Origin of the sequence: Sphingobium rhizovicinum (assembly GCF_042647625.1) — a bacterium.
GTDB lineage: Bacteria > Pseudomonadota > Alphaproteobacteria > Sphingomonadales > Sphingomonadaceae > Sphingobium > Sphingobium rhizovicinum.
Genome location: NZ_JBHRVU010000004.1, coordinates 3259846 through 3280490, shown reverse-complemented (window position 1 = coordinate 3280490; position 20645 = coordinate 3259846). Strand labels below are relative to the sequence as shown.

At 62.3% G+C, this 20645-nt stretch carries 22 protein-coding genes, 1 tRNA gene and 1 pseudogene; 22 read left to right on the top strand and 2 right to left on the bottom strand.

Annotated elements, in window-relative coordinates:
- Positions 1–213: 213 nt before the first annotated feature.
- From ACFOKF_RS17265 to ACFOKF_RS17175, 19 genes are all read left to right on the top strand, one after another.
- A complete protein-coding gene (locus ACFOKF_RS17265; RefSeq protein WP_380797222.1) occupies positions 214–1338 on the top strand; it encodes an 8-amino-7-oxononanoate synthase in 1125 nt (374 codons plus the stop codon).
- Positions 1335–1967 carry a dethiobiotin synthase gene (bioD, locus tag ACFOKF_RS17260; protein ID WP_380797220.1) on the top strand — a complete coding sequence of 211 codons (633 nt, stop codon included), beginning with the start codon at positions 1335–1337 and terminating at the stop codon, positions 1965–1967. The genes ACFOKF_RS17265 and bioD overlap by 4 nt, the downstream gene beginning before the upstream one ends.
- Before the next feature lie 103 nt (positions 1968–2070).
- The gene (locus ACFOKF_RS17255; RefSeq protein ID WP_380797219.1) at positions 2071–4110 is read left to right on the top strand and encodes a M13 family metallopeptidase; all 2040 of its coding nucleotides are present in this window, start codon (positions 2071–2073) and stop codon (positions 4108–4110) included.
- 226 nt (positions 4111–4336) lie between these two features.
- On the top strand, positions 4337–4753 hold the full coding sequence (locus ACFOKF_RS17250; RefSeq protein ID WP_380797218.1) for a DUF4168 domain-containing protein: 417 nt from the start codon (positions 4337–4339) through the stop codon (positions 4751–4753).
- 151 nt (positions 4754–4904) lie between these two features.
- Positions 4905–6716, top strand: coding sequence for a cation:proton antiporter (locus ACFOKF_RS17245; protein WP_380797216.1), 1812 nt, complete (start codon positions 4905–4907; stop codon positions 6714–6716).
- Complete coding sequence (locus ACFOKF_RS17240; protein WP_380797215.1) at positions 6713–7312, top strand: OmpA family protein; 600 nt, start codon at positions 6713–6715, stop codon at positions 7310–7312. Before ACFOKF_RS17245 ends, ACFOKF_RS17240 begins: the two co-directional genes overlap by 4 nt.
- Before the next feature lie 32 nt (positions 7313–7344).
- The gene (locus ACFOKF_RS17235; RefSeq protein WP_380797214.1) at positions 7345–8634 is read left to right on the top strand and encodes an adenosylmethionine--8-amino-7-oxononanoate transaminase; all 1290 of its coding nucleotides are present in this window, start codon (positions 7345–7347) and stop codon (positions 8632–8634) included.
- Positions 8635–8691: 57 nt separating this feature from the next.
- A complete protein-coding gene (infA, locus tag ACFOKF_RS17230; RefSeq protein ID WP_003049127.1) occupies positions 8692–8910 on the top strand; it encodes a translation initiation factor IF-1 in 219 nt (72 codons plus the stop codon).
- A gap of 12 nt (positions 8911–8922) precedes the next feature.
- The gene (locus ACFOKF_RS17225; protein WP_380797212.1) at positions 8923–9495 is read left to right on the top strand and encodes a Maf family protein; all 573 of its coding nucleotides are present in this window, start codon (positions 8923–8925) and stop codon (positions 9493–9495) included.
- A gap of 8 nt (positions 9496–9503) precedes the next feature.
- The gene (locus tag ACFOKF_RS17220) at positions 9504–10493 is read left to right on the top strand and encodes a ribonuclease (RefSeq protein ID WP_380797211.1); all 990 of its coding nucleotides are present in this window, start codon (positions 9504–9506) and stop codon (positions 10491–10493) included.
- Positions 10483–10677 carry a DNA gyrase inhibitor YacG gene (locus ACFOKF_RS17215; RefSeq protein WP_380797209.1) on the top strand — a complete coding sequence of 65 codons (195 nt, stop codon included), beginning with the start codon at positions 10483–10485 and terminating at the stop codon, positions 10675–10677. Before ACFOKF_RS17220 ends, ACFOKF_RS17215 begins: the two co-directional genes overlap by 11 nt.
- A 50-nt stretch (positions 10678–10727) precedes the next feature.
- Positions 10728–10803: transfer RNA gene (locus tag ACFOKF_RS17210), tRNA-Phe, on the top strand.
- Positions 10804–10957: 154 nt separating this feature from the next.
- Positions 10958–11272: an Arm DNA-binding domain-containing protein gene (locus ACFOKF_RS17205; protein WP_380797207.1), complete on the top strand. Its 315-nt coding sequence runs from the start codon at positions 10958–10960 to the stop codon at positions 11270–11272.
- A 9-nt stretch (positions 11273–11281) separates the two neighbouring features.
- Positions 11282–12172, top strand: coding sequence for a tyrosine-type recombinase/integrase (locus tag ACFOKF_RS17200; RefSeq protein WP_380797857.1), 891 nt, complete (start codon positions 11282–11284; stop codon positions 12170–12172).
- Between the two features lie 131 nt (positions 12173–12303).
- Positions 12304–12717: an MbcA/ParS/Xre antitoxin family protein gene (locus ACFOKF_RS17195; protein WP_380797205.1), complete on the top strand. Its 414-nt coding sequence runs from the start codon at positions 12304–12306 to the stop codon at positions 12715–12717.
- Positions 12714–13433, top strand: coding sequence for an RES family NAD+ phosphorylase (locus ACFOKF_RS17190; RefSeq protein ID WP_380797204.1), 720 nt, complete (start codon positions 12714–12716; stop codon positions 13431–13433). The genes ACFOKF_RS17195 and ACFOKF_RS17190 overlap by 4 nt, the downstream gene beginning before the upstream one ends.
- A 19-nt stretch (positions 13434–13452) precedes the next feature.
- Entirely contained in the window at positions 13453–14331 is an 879-nt protein-coding gene (locus ACFOKF_RS17185; RefSeq protein ID WP_380797203.1) for a 3'-5' exonuclease, read from the top strand.
- A gap of 134 nt (positions 14332–14465) precedes the next feature.
- On the top strand, positions 14466–15215 hold the full coding sequence (locus ACFOKF_RS17180) for a hypothetical protein (RefSeq protein WP_380797202.1): 750 nt from the start codon (positions 14466–14468) through the stop codon (positions 15213–15215).
- A gap of 30 nt (positions 15216–15245) precedes the next feature.
- Complete coding sequence (locus ACFOKF_RS17175) at positions 15246–16190, top strand: hypothetical protein (RefSeq protein ID WP_380797199.1); 945 nt, start codon at positions 15246–15248, stop codon at positions 16188–16190.
- Between the two features lie 415 nt (positions 16191–16605).
- Here ACFOKF_RS17175 and ACFOKF_RS17170 read toward each other — a convergent pair whose 3' ends face one another.
- Positions 16606–16953, bottom strand: a complete 348-nt coding sequence (locus tag ACFOKF_RS17170) for an excisionase family DNA-binding protein (protein WP_380797855.1) — start codon at positions 16951–16953, stop codon at positions 16606–16608.
- Here ACFOKF_RS17170 and ACFOKF_RS17165 point away from each other — a divergent pair.
- Positions 16912–17937 carry an IS110 family transposase gene (locus ACFOKF_RS17165; protein ID WP_380795869.1) on the top strand — a complete coding sequence of 342 codons (1026 nt, stop codon included), beginning with the start codon at positions 16912–16914 and terminating at the stop codon, positions 17935–17937. The two genes, ACFOKF_RS17170 and ACFOKF_RS17165, sit on opposite strands and share 42 nt — an antisense overlap.
- A gap of 255 nt (positions 17938–18192) precedes the next feature.
- On the opposite strand, the pseudogene ACFOKF_RS17160 reads toward ACFOKF_RS17165, so the two are convergent.
- Positions 18193–19367, bottom strand: a pseudogene (locus ACFOKF_RS17160) (IS3 family transposase); the annotation flags it as partial.
- A gap of 88 nt (positions 19368–19455) precedes the next feature.
- Here ACFOKF_RS17160 and ACFOKF_RS17155 point away from each other — a divergent pair.
- Both ACFOKF_RS17155 and ACFOKF_RS17150 read left to right on the top strand, forming a co-directional pair.
- On the top strand, positions 19456–19785 hold the full coding sequence (locus ACFOKF_RS17155) for a hypothetical protein (RefSeq protein ID WP_380797198.1): 330 nt from the start codon (positions 19456–19458) through the stop codon (positions 19783–19785).
- A gap of 118 nt (positions 19786–19903) precedes the next feature.
- Positions 19904–20644, top strand: a complete 741-nt coding sequence (locus tag ACFOKF_RS17150) for a Cap15 family cyclic dinucleotide receptor domain-containing protein (protein ID WP_380797196.1) — start codon at positions 19904–19906, stop codon at positions 20642–20644.
- Position 20645: the final 1 nt, after the last annotated feature.

Here is a 20645-nt window from a genome sequence, read left to right as displayed (position 1 = left end):
GAAAGCTGGTCTTTCTCCCGTAAACCATGCCTCTGTTACTTATGATTTCGCGTAACAAAGTTACCGAACCTTGCACGTAAATGTCCATTTTGGCGGGAAATATGCGAAGTTAGCGCGATGTTCAGGGGAACGGGATCGATCGCTGGTCAAGGCATCGTGGCACATAAAAGCGTGCGCTTGCCGCTCCCTCCGGCCGGGCCTATATGCGCCGCCATGACTGCCGAACCCTTCCGTTCCCAGCTCGCCGCGCTGGAGCAGCGCGGCCGGCTGCGTCGCCTCTCTCCCCGCGCCGGGCGCGACTTTGCCTCCAACGATTATCTCGCCCTTGCCGGCGATCCGATGATTGCCCAGGCCGTGGCTGATGCGGTCGCGCGCGGCGTGCCGCTGGGGTCGGGCGGATCGCGCCTGTTGCGCGGCAATGCGCCGGAACATGAAGGGCTGGAGGCGAAGGCCGCCGATTTCTTCCGCACCCAGGCGGCCTTGTTCCTCGCCAATGGCTATGTCGGCAATCTCGCCCTTTTCTCCACCCTGCCGCAGCGCGGCGACCTGATCGTCGCGGACGAACTGATCCACGCCAGCGCGCATGACGGCATGCGCATGAGCAAGGCGGCATCCGTGTTCGCCAGGCATAATGATGTGCAGAGCTTCGCCGACCTGATCACCGCCTTTCGTGCCGAAGGGGGCAAGGGCCGCATCTGGATCGCGGTGGAAACCCTCTATTCCATGGACGGCGACATGGCCCCGCTCGCCGACCTCGCCAAGCTTGCGGCGCAGCATGACGCCATGCTGCTGCTCGATGAAGCCCATGGCACCGGCGTCTTCGGCCCCGGCGGCCGGGGCCTTTCGGCCGGGCTGGACGGCCTCCACAATGTCATCACCCTCCACACCTGCGGCAAGGCGATGGGGGCGGAAGGCGCGCTCATCTGCGGCCCGCGCATCCATATCGACTATCTCGTCAACCGCGCCCGCGCCTTCATCTTCTCGACCGCGCCCTCGCCGCTGATGGCTGTCGCCGTTTCCGCCGCGCTCGACCGGATCGAACAGGCCGGCGACCTGCGCGACCGGCTGCTCACCCTGCGGCAGGATGCGGCCGAAGCGATCTGCGCGCCGCTTGGCCTGTCCGCGCCGCGCAGCCAGATATTGCCCGTGATCCTGGGCGATGACGCCCGCGCCATGGCGATCGCCGCTACCTTGCAGCAGGCCGGCTTCGACGTGCGCGGCATTCGCCCGCCGACCGTCCCGCCGGGCACCAGCCGCCTGCGCATTTCGCTGACCCTCAACGCCAGCCGGTCCGACGTCGCTGCGCTGGGCCGCGAATTGCAGCGGGTGATGCGATGAGCGTTGTGGTCGTCACCGGCACCGATACCGACATCGGCAAGACCGTCTTCGCCGCTGGCCTCGCCGGGGCGCTGGGCGCCTTTTACTGGAAGCCGGTGCAGGCCGGCGTCGATCCGTCGGGCGACAAGGAACGCGTTGCCGCCCTGTCCGGCCTGCCGCCCGAAAAGATCCTGCCCGAAGCCTATCGGCTGAACACGCCCGCCTCGCCCCATCTCGCCGCGCGGATCGACGGGGTGGAGGTCAGCCTCGATCGCCTCGCCCTGCCGCAGGTTGACGGGCCGCTGGTGGTGGAGGGGGCTGGCGGCGTCCTCGTCCCCGTCACCGAAACGCTGACCATGGCGGACCTCTTCGCCTATTGGGGGCAGCCGGTGATCCTGTGCGCCCGCACCGGCCTTGGCACCATCAACCATAGCCTGCTGAGCATCGAGGCGCTGCGCGCGCGGGGCGTGCCGATCGCCGGCATCGCCTTCATCGGCGATCCGCATGCGGAAAATGAGCGCATCATCCCGCAACTCGCCGGCGCGCCTTCGCTCGGCCGCCTGCCGCTGCTCGATCCGCTCGATCCTGCCAGCCTGCGTCAGGCGTTTGCGGCGCACATTACCCTTTCCGATACTTTCAACCGCGGATAATTTTCGACCAACGACATGGACAAGCCTGTTGGACGGGCGTTCAAGATCGGCTCATGCCGGGCGCACTAAGCAGCCCGATCTGTCACAAGCAAGGGACGCTTTGATGAACAAACTCCTCCTGGGCGCCGCCGCCAGCGCGCTCGCCCTGGCCGCCACCGTCGCCCATGCCGATCAGGCCGCCGCGCCAAAGACCGCGCCGGCCGCCAAGCCCACCTATGGCAGCTACGGCTTCGACGCCACGGGCATGGACAAGTCGGTCAAGCCCGGCGACGATTTCTATGATTATGCCAATGGCAGCTGGGCCAAGAACACGCCGATCCCCGCCGACAAGTCCAACTATGGCGCGTTCAACGTGCTGGACGATCTGTCGCGCACCCGCACCCGCGGCATATTGGAAGCGGCGCAGAAAGACCCGAACAGCAAGATCGGCAACGCCTATGCCAGCTATATGGACGCCGCCACAGTCGAGGCGAAAGGGCTGGCCCCGATCAAGCCCTGGCTGACGGAGATCAGCGGCATCACTGACCTCGCCTCCTATGCGAAGGTCGCGGCGAAGGCGGCCCGTTCCGGCGTGCCCGGCCCGTTCCGCTTCTATGTGGGACAGGATGACAAGGATCCGGAAACCTACATCCTCTCGATGATGCAGGGCGGTCTGGGCCTGCCCGACCGCGACTATTATCTGGATGCGGGCGACAAGATGGCCGCGATCCGCACCGCCTATGTCGCCCATCTGGAAAAGATGTTGACGCTGGCCGGCGAACAGGATGCCAAGGCCCGTGCCGCCGCGCTGATGGCGTTCGAAACGGAAATCGCAAAGGTCCACTGGACCCAGGTCGACAGCCGCGACGCCGACAAGACCTATAACAAGATGACGCTGGCCCAGCTTCAGCAGGCCGCACCCGGCTTCGACTTCGCGGCCTTCTATGCCGCCAATAACCTCAAGCCCGCCGAACTGCTCGTCGCCCAGCCCAGCGCCATCACCGGCGAGGCGGCGTTGATCGCCAAGACCCCGGTCGCGGTGCTCAAGGATGCGCTGCTGCTTTCCAGCCTGCACGCCTATGCCGATTATCTGCCCGACAGCGTCGCCAGCGCCGACTTCGCCTTCTACGGCACCACGCTTTCCGGGACGCCGGAGCGCGAGGAACGGTGGAAGCGCGGCGCGACCTTCCTCAAGGAATCGCTGGGGGAGGAAGTGGGCAAGGCCTATGTCGCGCAATATTTCCCGCCCGAAACCAAGGCGGCGATGGATGTGCTGGTCAAGAATGTGCTCGCCGCCATGGGCCGCCGCATCGACGCCCTGCCATGGATGAGCGACACGGCCAAGGCCCGCGCCCACAAGAAGCTGGCCGCCTTCACGCCCAAGATCGGCTATCCCGACAAGTGGCGCGATTATACCGGGCTGGAGGTGAAGCGCGACGATCTGCTGGGCAATGCGCAGCGTTCCAACGCCTTCGAATTCGACTATAATATCGGCAAGCTCGGCAAGCCCATCTATCGCTGGGAATGGGGCATGACCCCGATGGAAATCAACGCCTATGCCAATTTCGGCATGGTGGAGATCGTCTTCCCCGCCGCCATCCTGCAACCGCCCTTCTTTGATCCGCATGCCGATCCGGCGGTCAATTATGGCGGCATCGGCGCGGTGATCGGCCATGAACTCAGCCATCATTTCGACGATCAGGGCGCGAAATATGATGAGACGGGCAAGCTCAACCAGTGGTGGACCGATCAGGACGTCGCCAATTTCAAGGCGCTGACGCAAAAGCTGGGCGCGCAGTACGACGCCTATGAACCCTTCCCCGGCGCGCATGTGAAGGGCGCCTTCACCATGGGCGAGAATATCGGCGATCTGGGCGGCCTGGCCGTCGCGCTCGACGCCTATCACGCTTCGCTCGGCGGCAAGAAGGCGCCGGTGATCGACGGGCTGACCGGCGACCAGCGCTTCTTCCTGGGCTGGGCGCAGGTCTGGCGCCGCAATTATCGCGAAGCAAATCTGCGCCAGCGTCTCGTCACCGATCCGCATGCCCCGTCGCAATATCGCACCGACATCGTGCGCAATTTCGACGCCTGGTATGATGCGTTCAAGCCTGCGCCGGGCGGCAAAATCTACCTCGCGCCCAAGGATCGCGTGAAGATCTGGTAAGGACGACAGGTTCGGGCCGGGTGCTGGACGAATCCGGCCCGGCCCGATCTTGCTGCAACGCAATATTATTGCTGCGGCGAATGGGGCCTTTGTCGGGACGGGCCGTTGGAACCCATCCGCCCGCCCTTTGAATCTCACGACTCGCCGTTCAGTGCTTTCCCCGCCGGAACGATTTCAACAGCTTGACCGTCTGATTGTCATCATATCGGTCACGAGGAGAAAAAAGTTGACGGGTCTTAGCAACACCAAATTCCTGAAAGCGGGCATTGCGTCGATTGCTCTGTTCGCTGCCTATCCCGCACTTGCGCAGGACGCTGCTGCCCCTGCGGCACCGACTGCGCCCGCAGCGCCGGCCGCCGGCGCCAGCAACTTCAGCGACGCCGACATCAAGCAGTTTGCCGCCGCCGCTGTCGAAGTGACGAAGATCCAGCAGGATACGTCCATCGCTGACGCTGACAAGCAGCCCAAGATGGTCGCCGCGCTTCAGGCGTCGGGCATCCCGCCCGAAAAGTTCAACCAGATCGGCCAGGCTGCTGCCGCCGATCCGGCTTTGCAGCAGCGCATTCAGGCGGCCGCCCCGCCGGCCCCCGCAGCGCCAGCCGCACCGGCTGCCCCCGCAGCACCGGCCACGCCGCAGCAATAATATGATGAAAGGGGCGGTCATCGACCGCCCCTTTTTTCCTGGGTCTGTCGCTGCGTTGATGCGCGGCCACGCACAGGCTATTTGATGGTTCCCTTCCGTCGGAAAAATATCGGGGGTTCCCCCGTCGCCACCGCCTGACTATCCCGGCCTGATGCAGGAACAGGCACTTTCCATCGCGCTGATCGGCATATTGGGGATAGGCGCACAATGGATCGCCTGGCGAACCGGATGGCCCGCCATTGCCCTGATGCTGGCAGCGGGCGTCCTTGGCGGACCCGTCCTTCACCTTATCAATCCCGAACATGTGTTCGGCGACCTGCTGGAGCCGATGGTGTCGGTTGCGGTCGCGCTGATTTTGTTCGAAGGCGGCCTCAGCCTCAATTTCCGCGAATTGCGCAAGACTGACGGTGCCGTGACGCGTCTCGTCCTGCTCGGCTCCCCCATCGGCTGGGTGCTGGGATCGCTCGCCTGCTATTATGTCGCCGGTCTCGTCTGGCCGGTCGCCATACTGTTCGCGGGCATATTGGTCGTCACCGGGCCGACCGTGGTGCTGCCGCTGCTGCGTCAGTCCAATGTCGCGGCCCGCCCGCGCGCCATCCTGAAATGGGAAGCGATCGTCAACGATCCGACCGGCGCGCTGCTGGGCGTCGTCACCTATGAATATCTGCGCCGATCGGGCGAGGGCAGCAGCCTCGCCGCCGTCATCGTCTCGCTGATCGCCGCCGCGATCGTCGCCGGGCTGATCGGTTGGATCGCCGCGCGCGCCATCGGCTGGCTCTTCCCGCGCGGCTATGTGCCCGAATATCTTAAGGCTCCAGTGCTGCTGGTCGCCGTCATCAGCGTGTTCGTCCTGTCCAACATCATCCAGCAGGAAACCGGCCTGCTGGCGGTCACGGTGATGGGCGTGGCGCTGGCGAACATGCGCCTCGATTCCCTGCGCGACATTCAGCCGTTCAAGGAAAATGTCACCGTCCTGCTGATCTCCGGCGTGTTCGTCATCCTCTCGGCCTCGCTCGACCTCAGCGTGCTGCGCCAGTTCGAATGGCGTTTCCTCGCCTTCCTCTTCGCCTTGCTCTTCCTGGTGCGGCCGATCACCGTGCTGCTCAGCCTCGCCTTCTCGCCGGTCCCCTGGAACGAACGGCTGCTGGTGGCCTGGATCGCCCCGCGCGGCATCGTTGCGGTCGCCATCTCCGGCCTGTTCGCGCTGCGGCTCGATCGCCTCGGTTATGGCGACGGTTCGATCCTCGTCACCTTGTCCTTCGCCGTGGTGGTGGCGACGATCGTCTTCCACGGCTTTTCGATCAAACCCGTGGCCCGCCTGCTCAAAGTCACCGGCGCGCAGGAAAAGGGCCTGTTGCTGGTCGGCGCCACGCCGTTCAGCCTTGGCCTCGCGTCGCAATTGCGTGCGCTGGACGTCCCGGTGATGATCGCCGATAATAGCTGGCAGCGGCTCGCCCCCGCCCGGCATCAGGGCATTCCCACCTATCATGGCGAGATATTGTCCGAGGCGACCGAAGAGCGGCTGGACCTGGCCCAGTTTCAGGTGATGGCCGCCACGACCGACAACGAAGCCTATAATGCGCTGGTCTGCAACGAGTTCGCACCGGAAATCGGCCGCGACAATGTCCATCAGCTGGGCGACGCCAGCGATGACGAAGATCCCCGCGCTCTGCCGGAATCCCTGCGCGGCCGCGCGCTCTTCTCCTCCGGCCATGGCGTGGAGGACATCATGCAGCGCGAGGAGCAGGGCTGGACCTTCCGCAAGACCCGCATCAGCGAGCAGTTCGATTATGAGGCCGCCCGCGCCTCCCTGCCCGAAGGTGGCGACATGCTGCTGCTGCTGCGCAAAAATGGCGCGCTGCGCTTCTTCACCCATGCGTCGCGCCCGACGCCCCAGACCGGCGACACGATCCTGTCCTATGTGCCGCCCATCCTCAAACGGCCGAAAGGAGAGGAAGAATGACAAGATCGACCCCGGCCCTGCTGCTGCTTGGCGCGTTGGCCGCCTGCCAGCCGCCGGCGGAAAAGGAAGCGGCCAATGTCGCGGACAATGGCGCCAATATGCTGGCCGCCAATGAAGCCGACAATGTAGCCGAACCGCAACGCTCCATCCTGCGCCCTGAAGTCATCGATCAGCCCGAAGAACCGAAGATCAAGCCAGTCGACGGCGTGATCAGCTTTGGCCCCTCCCCCATGGCGTTGGACGACGCGGCGAAGGCTGCGATTGACGCCTTGCTCGCCAGCCCGGCGGCAAGGGAGGGCGGCCCCATCACCCTGCGCGGTCATAGCGATTCCCGCGGCAATGACGGCGACAACAAGGTCGCCTCGCGCATCCGCGCTGAAAAGGTGCGCGACTATCTGGTGGAAAAGGGCGTGCCGAAGGATCGCATCACGCTCGTTGCGCTGGGCGAAGCCCGCCCCATCGCCCCCAATGCGAAGGAGGATGGCAGCGACGATCCCGAAGGCCGCGCGAAAAATCGCCGGGTGGAGGTGCATGTTGCGCTGCCGACGGTGCTGGTGCCTCCGCCGGTGCAGCCGAAGCCTGCGGAGAAGCCATAGCCTTCGTGGCGGCTCTGGCTTAAAGGCGGGCAATGTCTTCTCCCGTCTGGCACCCCTTCACCCAGCATGGCCTCAATGAGCCGATCCCGTATGTCGTCCGCGCCGAAGGGGCCATGTTGCACCTTGCCGATGGCAGCACGCTGATCGACGGCATTTCCAGCTGGTGGGTGACGACCCATGGCCATTGCGAACCCCGCATCGCCGCCGCCATCGCCCGACAGGCCGGCCAGCTCGACCAGTTGATCTTCGCCGCCTACACCCATGAACCGGCCGAAGCGGTCGCACGCGGCCTGATCGATCTCGCCCCCCGCTTCGATGGCCAGCCGACCCTTGCTCATGTCTTCTATTCCGACAGCGGATCGACGGCGGTGGAAGTCGCGCTCAAGATGGCGCTGGGCTACTGGCACAATCTGTCGCTCGATGGTCTGGCGCAGGCGCGCAGCCGCATCCTCGTTCTCGAACATAGCTATCATGGCGACACGATCGGCGCGATGTCGATCGGCGAGCGCGGCGTCTATAATGCCGCCTGGACGCCCTTGCTGTTCGATGTCGGCACCATCCCGTTCCCTGCACCCGGCGCCGAACAATCCTGTCTCGACGCGCTGGAGGCCGCCTGCGCGCAAAAGCCGGCCGCCTTCATCGTCGAACCGCTGATCCTGGGGGCAGGGGGCATGCTGCTCTATCCCGCCCATATTCTGCGCGAGATGGCGGCGATCTGCCGCAAGCATGGCGTTCTCTTCATCGCCGACGAAGTCATGACCGCCTGGGGCCGCACCGGCACCCTCTTCGCCTGCGAACAGGCCGGCGTCGTGCCGGACATCATGGCCGTGGCGAAGGGGATTACCGGCGGCGCGATTCCGCTCGCGGCCACGCTCGCCACCGCGCCAATTTTCGACGCCCATGTTTCCACCGACCGCGCGCGCCTCTTCTACCATTCGTCCAGCTACACCGCCAACGCCATCGCCTGCGCCGCGGCCGCCGCCAATCTCGCCATCTGGCGGGGCGAGGATGTGCTGGGCCGCATCGCCACGCTGGCCGATGGCATTGCGACTCGCCTGTCGAAACTGGCTGCGCATCCCGCCTTCGCCAACCCGCGCCAGTTGGGCACGGTCGCCGCGATCGACCTGCTTGCGGCCGACGCCGGCTATCTCTCCGACCTTGCGCCGCGCCTGCGCGCCTTCTTGCTGGAACGCGGCCTCTTGCTAAGGCCGCTTGGCAACACCATTTATCTCATGCCGCCCTATTGTCTCGACGCCGATCAGCTCGATTCCGTCTTCGCGGCCCTGCATGCGGCTGGCGATATGTTCGGCGCGCATCCCTGACTTTCATTTTGCTGATTTTGGCGCTATGGCGGCGCGATTTTTCGAATTCGGGATATTATGGCTAAAGAAGAATTGCTTGAAATGCGCGGACAGGTTGTGGAGCTTCTCCCCAACGCCATGTTCCGCGTGCGGCTGGAAAATGATCACGAAATTCTCGGCCACACGGCCGGCAAGATGCGCAAGAACCGCATCCGCGTGCTCGTGGGCGACGAAGTCCTCGTCGAACTCACCCCTTACGACCTGACCAAGGGTCGGATCACCTACCGCTTCAAATAAGCCGCAATTTTGATGCGGCTCATTCTTGCTTCGGCTTCTCCCAGACGGCGTGACCTTCTGGGCCAGATCGGTGTCGTCCCCGACGCAGTCGATCCCGCCGATATTGACGAAACGCCCCGCAAAGCCGAATTGCCCGCTGCTTATGCCGCGCGCGTGGCTGCGGAAAAGGGTGCGCTCGTCGCCGCCCGGCATCCCGGCGCACTGATCCTGTCGGGCGACACGGTGGTCGCTGTCGGCCGTCGCATCCTGCCCAAGACGGAGAGCGAGGCGGAGGCGCGCGCCTGCCTGACCTTGCTGTCCGGGCGGCGGCATCGCGTGTTCAGCGCGATCACCCTGATCGACGACGAAGGCAAGGCGCGGCATCGCCTGTCGGATAATATCGTCATCTTCAAACGGCTGGAGCAGGCGGAGATCGACGCCTATATTGCCGGCGACGAATGGCGCGGCAAGGCGGGCGGCTACGCCATTCAGGGCCGTGCCGCCGGCCTCATCCGCACGATTCAGGGCAGCCACAGCGCGATCATGGGCCTGCCGCTTTACGAAACCCGCACGCTGCTGAAAGCGGCGGGCTACCCGATCGATTAGGAACGCACATGGCCGAATGGCTTTATGAAGAAGGTATCGGCGAAGCCCGCGCGGCGCTGATCGAACATGGCAAGCTGGTGGAGGCGCTGATCGAGCGCGAGGGCGATCATGCCCGCGCCGGCGCGGTGATGCAGGGCCGCCTGATCGCCACCATCATCCCCAGGAAGCGCGGCATCGTGCGCCTGATGTCGGGCGAAGAAGTGCTGCTGGAGCCTATTCCGCCCAAGCTGGCGGAGGGCGCCAATGTGCTGGTTGAAATCCTGCGCGAAGCCATTGCCGAAGAGGGGCGGCCCAAGCGCGCCAAGGGCCGGGTGCCGCTGCCCGGCATCAAGCCGCATCAGGGGCCAAGCCTGCTCCAGCGCATCCGCGCCACCGACATTCCCGTCGTCCCGTGCCCGGCGCATGAGGAAGACCGGCTCGAAGCCCATGGCTGGAGCGAGTTGATGGAAGAGGCGATGAGCGGCGAGGTCGGTGCCGAAGATGCGGCGCTGCGTCTCTATCTGACGCCCGCCATGCTGCTGATCGATGTCGATGGGTCGCTCCCCCCTGCGCAACTTGGTCCCAAGGGCGCGAAGCTGGCGGCGAAAGCCGTGCGTCGCATGGGCCTGTCCGGTTCGATCGGCATCGACCTGCCGACCATGAACAACAAGGATGAGCGGATCATCGCCGCCGCGCAGATCGACAAATATCTGCCGCTTCCCTTCGAGCGGACAGCGGTGAATGGTTTTGGTTTCCTCCAGATCATCCGCCGCCGCGAGCGCGCGAACCTGATGGAGCTGCTGCGCGAGGACAAGGTGCTGACCGCCGCGCTCGCGCTGCTGCGCCGTGCCGAACGCCATGGCCAGGGCGGCGCCGCGACCATCACCGCCGCGCCCGCCATCATCGACCTGCTGCACAAAAGGCAGGACTGGATCGAGTTGCTGGCCAAGCGTCGTGGCGGCGCGATCACGCTGAAGGCCGATGCGGCCTTGTCGCTGGCGGCGGGCCATGTCGCCTAAAGCTGCTGCCTGCCCGGTTTGCGGCCAGCCCTCCGCCCCGGAAAGCCGCCCTTTCTGCGGAACGGCCTGCCGCGATCGCGACCTGCTGCAATGGCTGGGCGAAGGCTATCGCGTGCCCGGACCGGCGGCGGATGAAGCGACGCAAAAAAATGGCAATTATGGGCTGGACAGCGAACCGGATTGACGCTTATAGGCACGCCTCCATCCGGCGGACGCCTCCGCCGATGACCCGATGCCCGGGTAGCTCAGTTGGTAGAGCATGCGATTGAAAATCGCAGTGTCGGCGGTTCGACTCCGTCCCCGGGCACCATTTCCCTTGATTTTCCTGTCCATAGCCGTCCGGAATCGATGGTATATTTTGGCCGGTTTGTGGTATCTCGTCCACCGCTGTCCGGGCGTGTACCTTGCTACCCGGATGCGCGAACGGTAGTTTTCTCGGTATCGAAACCGGGAAAATCAACGTCATGCTTACCGATGCCGCCATCCGTAAAATCGGGCTCCGCGAGAAGCCTTTCAAGGTCGGCGACATGCACGGGCTCTATCTGCTCGTGAACCCGAACGGCGCCCGCTACTGGCGCTGGAATTTCTCGCATGGCGGCAAGAAGCAGACGCTATCGCTGGGCGTCTATCCCGAAGTCTCCCTCAAGGAGGCACGCGAGAAGCGCACGGAGGCCAGCAAGCTGCTTGAGCGGGGCACGAACCCCTCCACCCACAAAAGGCTTCAGCGCGCCCTGGCGCTCAACGGCGGAGACAGCTTCGGCGCGGTTGCGCAGGAGTGACTTGCCAAGCTGGAGGCCGAAGGGCGTTCGGCCGCCACCATGGAAAAGATGCGCTGGCTGCTGCGCTATGCCGAGCCCATCATCGGCGAGCGACCGATTGGCGAACTGACCGCCCCGGAGTTTCTTGCCGTCCTGCGCACGGTAGAGGTTAAGGGCCGCTACGAATCGGCACGGCGGCTGCGGACGACATGCGGCAGCATCTTGCGGTACGCGATTGCGACCGGCCGCGCGCAGCGCGACGTCACCGCCGATCTGCAAGGAGCACTCATTACGCCCAAGGTCACGCATCGCGCCGCCATCACCGATCCCGGCGGCGTCGGCGAGCTGCTGCGCGCCATGTGGGGCTATGAAGGGCAGCCAGCTGTCGAGATCGCCTTGAAGGTCGGCGTTCACACCTTCGTCCGGCCCGGCGAGCTGCGTCACGCGGAATGGTCGGAGTTCGATCCTGATTTGGCCATCTGGACGATCCCTGCCGAGAAGATGAAGATGGGGCGCGAGCATCGCGTGCCGCTGTCCACGCAGGTCATGGATTTGCTGGAGGCGCTCTACCCGATCAGCGGCCACTCGAAATATCTGTTCCCCAGCATTCGCGACCCGAGGCGGCCGATGTCCGAGAATACTGTCAACGCGGCGCTTCGGCGGCTCGGCTATGACAAGACACAGATGACCGGACACGGCTTTCGCGCGACGGCCAGCACCCTGCTCAACGAGAGCCGCAAATGGCATCCCGATGCGATCGAACGCCAGTTGGCGCATGTCGAAAGCAACGATGTCCGGCGGGCCTATCTGCGCGGCGAGCATTGGAACGAGCGGGTCAAGATGATGCAATATTGGAGCGACTATCTCGATCAGCTTCGGGCTGCCGAGAAGGTGATCAAAGCGAGGTTTGGGCGGCGTTAAGGGGCGAAGCGCCGCCGCAGCCTATGCTATTAAACGCATAAATGACGTTTATGCGAAATATCGCATAGGCGGCAGGTCAAGTTTGCCATTTGGCAGTATAATCTATATATGATGCCATGTGGAGGAACGTTATGGCCATGCTGCAACCCATTGAGACGGTCCCCGCTCCGTTCCGGCCGGAACCCGTCACTCAGGAAGAAGGCGGTGCGATGTTTCGCGCTGCCCTCAATCTGTTTGGCAAATGGGGTGTCACGGACGAGCAGGCTGCCGTCCTGACAGATATGCCGGTTCGCAGCTTCCGTCGCTGGAAGGCAGAAGGGCCGGGCCGCATCTCGCGCGATGGGCTTGCCCGGCTCTCCAACCTTATGGGCATCCATAAGGCGCTCCGCATCATCTTTCAGGAACCCCAGCGGGGTTATGATTGGATCAAGGCGCCCAATGCGGCTTTCGAGGGCGCAAATGCGCTGAAGGTTATGCTGGGCGGTGAATTGACCGACATCATGCGAGTGCGGCGCTATCTCGACGCGGAGCGCGGCGGCTGGTGACGGGAATTGCGGTGCCGCCGGTCAGCAGGGTCGAATGGGCAGGTGCGGTCAGGATCATCCGTAGCATCTATCCTCCCATCGATCTGTTCGAGGATATTGCAGACCCCGCCGACTGGCCCCTCCTCATATCGGCCGAGCAGAAAACGAACCCGCGCATCATGACGTCGATCGGGAACATGGAGCTTGTCCCTCCTGAGCGGCGGATTGGTGGTGTGGGGTCGTCCTATCTGATGGCGTCGTTCACCCACGTCAGCCTCGATCGGCCGAGCCGATTTTCGGACGGAAGCTATGGCGTGCTCTACGTCGCGCGAAGCTATGAAACCGCTCTGTTCGAGACGATCCATCATCATGCCCAATTCATGGCCAGGACGGGCGAGCAGGCCGGGTGGACGTCACAGTTTCGGGAGATTGTCCTGACGGTCGATGCTGAGCTGCATGATCTTCGCGGCGGTGACGAGGATTATGGCCCCTGTCTTGATCCGGAGAGCTATGGGGAGGCTCAGCAACTCGCTGCCAGCCTGCGTGGCTCAGGGGCGAATGGCATGGCCTATCCGAGCGTGCGACAGGCTGGCGGCGAATGTGTCGCGCTTTTCTTTCCGGATTGCGCGTCTAATCCCCTTCAGGGCCGGCACCTCGACTATCATTGGGACGGGCGGCGGGTCGATCTCGTTCGGGACGCAGGCAGTGGGGCGGTTTTCAGGGTGGTAGAGGGGTGATGGTGAGGACCGCCGCGAAATGAACATCCCCGCGCCCGATCGCCATTCGCAGGCGGCCGATTTCCTGAGCATGCACCCTGACTATCGCGTGCAGCGTCGCCTTGTTCCTGTAACTCATTTTCATGACGCGGACCCGCTTGCCTCTAGCCGGATCGGCGTGACGATCGACGTGGAGACGACCGGCCTCGATCGCGAAACCGATCGAATCATCGAACTGGCGGTTCAGCGTTTCCGCTTCGATGATCGCGGGCAGATCATCCAGGTCGGAATGCCCCGGGTTTGGCGTGAAGACCCCGGCATGCCGATTGACCCGAAAATCACCAAGCTCACCGGTCTCGCGGCGGACGACGTTGCCGGACAGTCGATCGATGACGCGATGGCTGCGGATATTCTGTCGTCCGCCGACATCATCGTCGCCCACAATGCCGCGTTTGACAGGCCGTTCGTGGATCGGCGCCTGCCGGTCATTGCCGGGAAGCCCTGGGCCTGCTCGATGGCCGAACTGGACTGGCTTGAGCTTGGGTTCGAGGGGTGCGCGCTCGCGCACCTCGTCTCGCAATGCGGTTGGTTTTATGAGGGGCACAGGGCTGAGAATGACATTCTTGCTCTGCTCTATCTGCTTTCCCACGGATTACCAGATGGAGAGACGATCCTGGCAAAGCTCATCGCCTGTTCGGAGCGGCCGACATATCGCGTAAATGCCGTCGATGCGCCATTTGACGCCAAGGACCGGCTGAAATCTCGCGGATATCGTTGGGATGCTGCCCTGCGTTTCTGGTGGAAGAGCATTGGCGAACAGGAGAACGACGCCGAGCGCTCCTGGCTGCTGAGCGACGTCTATGGCGGATATGGCGAACCGGCCTTCATCCCGGTGACAGCCTGTGAGCGGCATCTTTAACTTTGAGTGCCAGAGATATTTAGCTCGAATCGGAGAAAAATCGCGGATGAAGTTGGCTTGAAAAATAAGGAATTTGCCCTGCCGCAGGTTCAAATTCCCGTGGCACTCTGTGCGTTTTTCGTTACCAAAGTCACATGATCCAGACCGCGACCGAATTTACAGACAACCTTTCTACGATCGACAACATCAAGTCGTATCTTGCTGGCCTCGTTGCAGCGGCATTTGACAATCGCGGAGGAGAGCCGGTTCGGTTGACATATGTGGGCGGTGAATTCGCCAAGAATATTGGCAGTCCATTCGAGAAGCATGTGACGGCTCTGGCTGACAGTGGACAAATCTCAGTGCCCAAAACGCGACGCAAGCTTGCGCCGTTCGTCGAAGCCTACTGTGGTGATATTTTTCGATCCACCCAAGATGCGGCAGGTGTCTATTTTGTTTCTCCCATTAGCGCGGGCGAACCGAATAAGCCTCATGTTCCAAACGTACAGGCTCAAGCAGTGCTTCGGTTCCACCGGGCGGTGTGGGCCGCCTTCATACGTCCAATTGAGGGAACAAGGCGCTTCCTGAACCTCGACAATATCGGCTTTACCGACGCGGCCGATCCGCCCAAGGGTGGTAGCTGGCATGAGATAGATGCTCGTTTTGTTCTTGGGCTCGCTCCCAACGCGCCCGTCGATGGTGTATTATTGCAGAGCCGAATCGAGGAGTGGGCGAATCACTCCGATATCTCTATCTCGCGTCTGGTGATCGAGGCAAAGCCGTCGCGCGCGCAGAGTCGGCATCTTGAGCAGCTATTTACGATCATCGATTCTCTTCCCCCAGCCCTGGCCGCCACATGGTCAATCCCGGCCGCTGTACTGAAGCATCTGCGCGACGCGCGTTAAGCATTTCGTCGGGCATTTCGCATGATACCCTTGAAGCGGCTCTATGTTATTGTCGGTTTTGACGATGCAGATGTCGAGCGTCAGGCGTCTGATTTGCAGCGCCAATATGAGGCTGGTACGGTCCGTTTCCTCGCGAGAGCATACCCTGCCCGAGCTGACAAGCGTGCGACCTATTTGAAATCGTTGGTGCAATCGGCGAACGATCTGATTTTCGGCTCGACGACCGCTACTAACTTTTGCCGCAAACAGGATCAGCCTTGCGCAGTCGAAGCCGGTAACGGAGGCGGCGGAAAGAAGCGCTGTGAACGGGCCACGGGCATCGAGACTGGATGCGCGCGTCAGCGACCGCAACTCGTTGTCATAATCTGCGCCGATCAGTTGTTCGATGATGTGTTCGACAGGCTTGGCCGTGGAGCGCTTATTCTCCGAATAGCAGGCCCTAAGCTACCACAAGCCGCCGCGTTGAAGGCGGCAATTGATGCATTCGAGCCGATCGCTTCACAGGTGGTTTTAACCATCTCAAACCGAGCTAAAGCGCTGTACGCTCCGCTTATGCCTGATCGGAATTTTCAGCGTTTGGGTGGGCATGGGATTGCCCGCGACGCGCAAGCCGATCCGTCGCGTTTCGCCGCGATCCTGCAGGAATATCATGCTGCATTATATCGCGGCGATTTTGCCAATCCCAAAAAACGACAAATCCGTGGAGCGTATATGCTCGATTCGGAAACGGCGTTTCAACAAGATCGATTGCATAACACCGTTCAGATTATCGGCCCAGAAAGCCGACAGGATGGCTTTCATCTTCTCAATGCCTACCATATTTATGGCGTTAAAACCGATCCCGGCTTACATTTTGACGTGATGAACGCTGATGGCGGCGCCATCAACCACACACTCGATGATGTACTTACGGGGAAACAGGGTGGTGGGGCGGAGAAACATCTCAACGCCACACCCTGCGATCGACTGCTCTGAAAGAGAAGTTAGAGTCCTTCGTGAAGGACTGAGACGAGCTTCAAATCTGAGCCTGCATAGTACGACCTCCGCATATGCGCACCGAACACCAGTTGCCTAGCTGTAACGCACCACAGAGCGACCCACAGACAGCCCGAATCGCAATTCGAACCGACCGATTTCCACTCATGTATGGCTTAGCTGGCAAATCGCTTTGCAGATGTCAAGTACAGGCTCAGGAGGTACGCGCCTAGTACGTACTGCATATGGTACTCACGCTATACCTACCAGCACACTTAACACCTTGAAACCGGGTATTGTTGAGAGGTTGAAACCCTCAAGCACGATCCTGGCTACGTCGGATCTAAAAGAGGCGTAGGCGGGAGTTATGGTCGCCTCTCGGTGAAAGGCCTGGCGGCCACCTTCGATGTTGCGCTCAGTCGGCGTCAAACTCCTGGCTGAGGCGCTGTAGCTCCGTCATCGCAGCGCGACGCTCTTCTTCTCTCTTGGCCCTGTAGGTTAGGAGATCGTTAGCCCTAATCCTGCGGTGGGAGCCGACCTTGTGATGGTCGATCACGCCCTCCTCAAGGAGCCTTACCAGGAAGGGGCGAGACACGTTCAGCAAATCATGATCTGCCCCCGCCGAGTGGACCGATTGGTTTGTTAGTGATGGGGTGGACGCCCCCCGACGGCATCGATGTGCCACAGTGGAGGTGTTGAACACCACTTGAGGGAGGCGTCCGTGTCGGAAGTTACCATAATCGGGTTGGATATCGCCAAGCATGTTTTTCAGGCGCATGGGGTAGATGCGTCAGGCCATGCGATTTTGCGTAAGAAGATTACGCGTTCGAAGTTGCTGCCGTTCTTTGCCGTTCATCCGCCTTGCCTCATTGTGTTGGAGGCATGTGGCGGAGCCCATCACTGGGCGCGCGAGTTGCTCAAGCTCGGTCACGAAGTGCGGTTGATCGCTCCGGCCTATGTGAAGCCCTTTGTGAGGCGGCAGAAGAACGACGCGGCCGATGCCGAGGCGATCTGCGAGGCAGCACAGCGTCCCAACATGCGGTTCGTACCGGTGAAAACTGAGGAACAGCAGGCAGCTGCGATGGTGTTCCGGGGGCGAGATCTGCTGGTCCGCCAACGCACCCAGATTAGCAACGCCCTGCGCGGGCACATGGCAGAATATGGTTGGATCGCGCCCAAGGGCTTGGCGCATCTGGAAAAGCTCAGGGCGCTGCTCTCCGATCAAACGGCAGTGCCTGAAGGGGTGCGGTCTGTGTGCGTGGTTTTGCTCGATACTCTGGCTAAGCTCGACCGGCAAATTGCCCTGCTCGACAAGGAGATCGTGCGACGCTCTCGGGAGGATACGGTCACGCGCCGCCTGATGACGATCCCTGGCATCGGACCGATCACCGCAACGGCGATCACCGCACTTGCGCCGCCGTTAGGAACGTTCGCCAAGGGGCGTGACTTCGCTGCCTGGGTCGGCCTTACCCCTCGTCAGCACTCAACGGGTGGTAAACAGAAGTTGGGATCTATCTCGAAGATGGGCGAGCGCACGCTACGTCGATTGCTGATTAACGGCAGTAGCGCGGTGGTGCTCCAAGCGAGCAAACGAGGCCCGGCGAAGGGATCGTGGATCGAGCAGATGCTGGCCCGCAAACCACGTATGCTGGTGACGGTCGCGCTGGCCAATAAGACGGCACGGATCGTCTGGGCGCTGATGATGAAGGATGAAGTTTACAAAGCTCCGGTCGCAGCGACGGCGTAAGCCAAGGCGGGCCAGAGGTCGTCGGAACGTAGTCGGTCGAAGGAGGGTATGGCACAACAGTCGGCGAGACGGGGTCGGAAGAACCAGGTTAATCCACCGTGCTTCATCAGCACGCGTTAGTGATGTGGTTCCGGTCCGCGAACTCCCATACGGGCCCGCAGCTATCATCGCTGCATCAGAGAGGCCGGACAGATGGCAGCATCCGACTACGTGCCTACCTCCAAATACCACTTGCGTTAATCGGGGCATCCACAGATGCATTAAGCCCATCGCCGCCATATCCGGACGGAGGTGGAGCGAAGCGGAACCGGAGGCCGGATATGGCGGTGTCGCTGTTTCCGGTGCCGGCGGTCGGTAGCCCAAGCTACTGTGAGGGCGAACGGTGTTGTAATGCCGCCGCCATGCCTCGATCAGCACCTTGGCCTCAGTGAGGCTGTAGAAGATCTCGCCGTTGAGCAGTTCGTCGCGAAGCGATCCATTGAAGCTTTCGTTATAGCCATTCTCCCATGGTGATCCCGGCGTGATGTAGAGCGTCTTCACGCCGATCTGCCCCAGCCATTTCTGGACGGCGGTCGCGATAAATTCGCTTCCGTTGTCGGACCGTATATGTGCCGGAGGACCGCGAGAAATGAACAGGTCAGCCAGCGCCGCCAGCACATCCTCGTGTTTGAGCTGCCGGGCAACGATAAGTGCCAGGCACTCCCTGCTGGCCTCATCGATGATGGTCAGGATCCGGAACTTGCGGCCATCGTGCGTGCGCCCTTCGACGAAGTCGTAGGCCCACACATGCCCGGGATACTCAGGCCGTAGGCGGATACATGATCCGTCGTTGAGCCACAGGCGTCCCCGTTTGGGCTGGCGCAGCGGGACCTTCAGTCCTTCGCGTCGCCATATCCGCTCGACCCGTTTGTGGTTCACCGTCCACCCCGCATGGCACAGCAACGCCGTCACCCGGCGGTAGCCATAGCGACCATATTGCTTCGCCAACGCGATGATGTCCTCCGTGAGAGCCTGTTCGTCATCCGCCCCACGCGGCACCTTGCGCTGTGTCGATCGATGCTGCCCTAGCACCCGGCATATCCGTCGCTCGGACACCCGGATCGGCAAATCTTGTCGCAACTGATCGATGCAGCGCCGCCGCCGCGCGGGGCTTAGAAGTTTCCCTTGGCAGCTTCCTGCAAGATCAGCTTGTCCAACGTCAGATCCGAAATCGCCCGGCGTAGCCGCTGGTTCTCTTTCTCCAGATCCTTCATCCGCCGCGCTTGGTCGGTCTTCAGGCCACCATATTCCTTGCGCCAGCGATAGTATGTCTGCTCGCTGACTGCGATCCGGCGGCACGCCTCTGCTGTCGAGGCTCCCTGCGCCAGCACAATCTCAGCTTCACGCAGCTTGCCGATAATCTCTTCCGGCTTGTGCTTCTTGCTCGGCATTCATCGTCCCTTTCGTGGTCCAGACTATCATAGTCTCTGGGCCACTCAGCGGGGGGCAGATCACTTCGGGAAGATAGATGGCGTCCGTATGGCGGGGGATGGGAAGGTGCTCAGGTCGCACTACTACCGCGATGCGATCAACTACACATATGGCGATGGCTTCATGTATCCGCTCGTCTACGGCCTCAGCTCTCTCATGAAGAGCACCGATGACGGGGTGAAGTGGATCACCGATCCGGATGATTTCATCAAGCAGAACATGGCGACGATTATGAAGTCGTTCTATGCGATGATCGCTGGCGTGAATTTCGATCCTGCAAAGGTAGGCAAGTCGGGCGGTGCCTATAACCTCGCCTGCGATTTGGTCTCCGCTGCGTTTAAGGATGAGATACTTCGTCAGCATGGGCTGACCCCCTGATAGCTTCCTAGCGCTAGCCAGGATCCACCAGCTTAAGCATCGAGGTTAGTAGTAGGCGACGGCGCCGGCCGTCGCCGACCGCCCCCTCGCGTTCGCCACAGGTCGACGCGATCGGACAATGCGGATCCTCGGCATCACGGCGCCCGACGCACCCGCAAACCGGCGGGTCAGCGAACCGGTCGTCGCGCCCAATCACCATCGCCGCCAGCGCGCGGCGTCATGGAGAACTAAAATGGCAATGGACCACGAATACTCCGTCATCGACCATCCCCGCGCCGTCGTCGGGCGCTGGCTCGGCACTGCCGCTGGCGGCCTTGCTGCGATCGCCACCTTCGCCGCCCCGATACTCGACCGATGGTTCGATCAGATGCACATGGCGATCGGCACCCCGAAGTGGGTGATAATGCCGATCACTGCCAGCCTAGCCTTTGCGATTGTGCATCTCTCCTTCGACAAGTTGCTCTGGCGCTGGCCCCTAGTCAGAGCCCTGCTCAAGATCCCGGATCTCAACGGGGTCTGGCAGGTAGCCGGTCGCACGATGAATCCGGTCGAGGGCGCGCCTGACACCTGGAGCGGCGAACTCCGCATCAACCAGACTTGGGAGAAGATCTGGGTGCAGCTTCGGACGGGGCAGTCCTCGTCGACAAGCAAGGCGGCGTCGCTGATCCGCCAGCCCGGGGCCGGCTGCGTACTGATGTACAGCTATCGGAACGAGCCTCGCATAGGCGAGCAGATCTCACCACACGTCGGCTACGCGGAGCTGACCTTCGACGAGGCCCTGACGGGCGCGGACGGCGAATACTTCAACAGCAAGGGTCGCATCACTTTCGGCCGCATGACCCTCACCAGGAGCAAGTGAC

Coding starts and splice junctions, on each gene's coding strand:
- ACFOKF_RS17265 (WP_380797222.1), top strand. CDS start 214: ATGACTGCCGAACCCTTCCGTTCCCAGCTCGCCGCGCTGGAGCAGCGC.
- bioD (WP_380797220.1), top strand. CDS start 1,335: ATGAGCGTTGTGGTCGTCACCGGCACCGATACCGACATCGGCAAGACC.
- ACFOKF_RS17255 (WP_380797219.1), top strand. CDS start 2,071: ATGAACAAACTCCTCCTGGGCGCCGCCGCCAGCGCGCTCGCCCTGGCC.
- ACFOKF_RS17245 (WP_380797216.1), top strand. CDS start 4,905: ATGCAGGAACAGGCACTTTCCATCGCGCTGATCGGCATATTGGGGATA.
- ACFOKF_RS17240 (WP_380797215.1), top strand. CDS start 6,713: ATGACAAGATCGACCCCGGCCCTGCTGCTGCTTGGCGCGTTGGCCGCC.
- ACFOKF_RS17235 (WP_380797214.1), top strand. CDS start 7,345: ATGTCTTCTCCCGTCTGGCACCCCTTCACCCAGCATGGCCTCAATGAG.
- infA (WP_003049127.1), top strand. CDS start 8,692: ATGGCTAAAGAAGAATTGCTTGAAATGCGCGGACAGGTTGTGGAGCTT.
- ACFOKF_RS17225 (WP_380797212.1), top strand. CDS start 8,923: ATGCGGCTCATTCTTGCTTCGGCTTCTCCCAGACGGCGTGACCTTCTG.
- ACFOKF_RS17220 (WP_380797211.1), top strand. CDS start 9,504: ATGGCCGAATGGCTTTATGAAGAAGGTATCGGCGAAGCCCGCGCGGCG.
- ACFOKF_RS17215 (WP_380797209.1), top strand. CDS start 10,483: ATGTCGCCTAAAGCTGCTGCCTGCCCGGTTTGCGGCCAGCCCTCCGCC.
- ACFOKF_RS17205 (WP_380797207.1), top strand. CDS start 10,958: ATGCTTACCGATGCCGCCATCCGTAAAATCGGGCTCCGCGAGAAGCCT.
- ACFOKF_RS17195 (WP_380797205.1), top strand. CDS start 12,304: ATGGCCATGCTGCAACCCATTGAGACGGTCCCCGCTCCGTTCCGGCCG.
- ACFOKF_RS17185 (WP_380797203.1), top strand. CDS start 13,453: ATGAACATCCCCGCGCCCGATCGCCATTCGCAGGCGGCCGATTTCCTG.
- ACFOKF_RS17180 (WP_380797202.1), top strand. CDS start 14,466: ATGATCCAGACCGCGACCGAATTTACAGACAACCTTTCTACGATCGAC.
- ACFOKF_RS17170 (WP_380797855.1), bottom strand. CDS start 16,953: ATGCTTGGCGATATCCAACCCGATTATGGTAACTTCCGACACGGACGC.
- ACFOKF_RS17155 (WP_380797198.1), top strand. CDS start 19,456: ATGGCGGGGGATGGGAAGGTGCTCAGGTCGCACTACTACCGCGATGCG.
- ACFOKF_RS17150 (WP_380797196.1), top strand. CDS start 19,904: ATGCGGATCCTCGGCATCACGGCGCCCGACGCACCCGCAAACCGGCGG.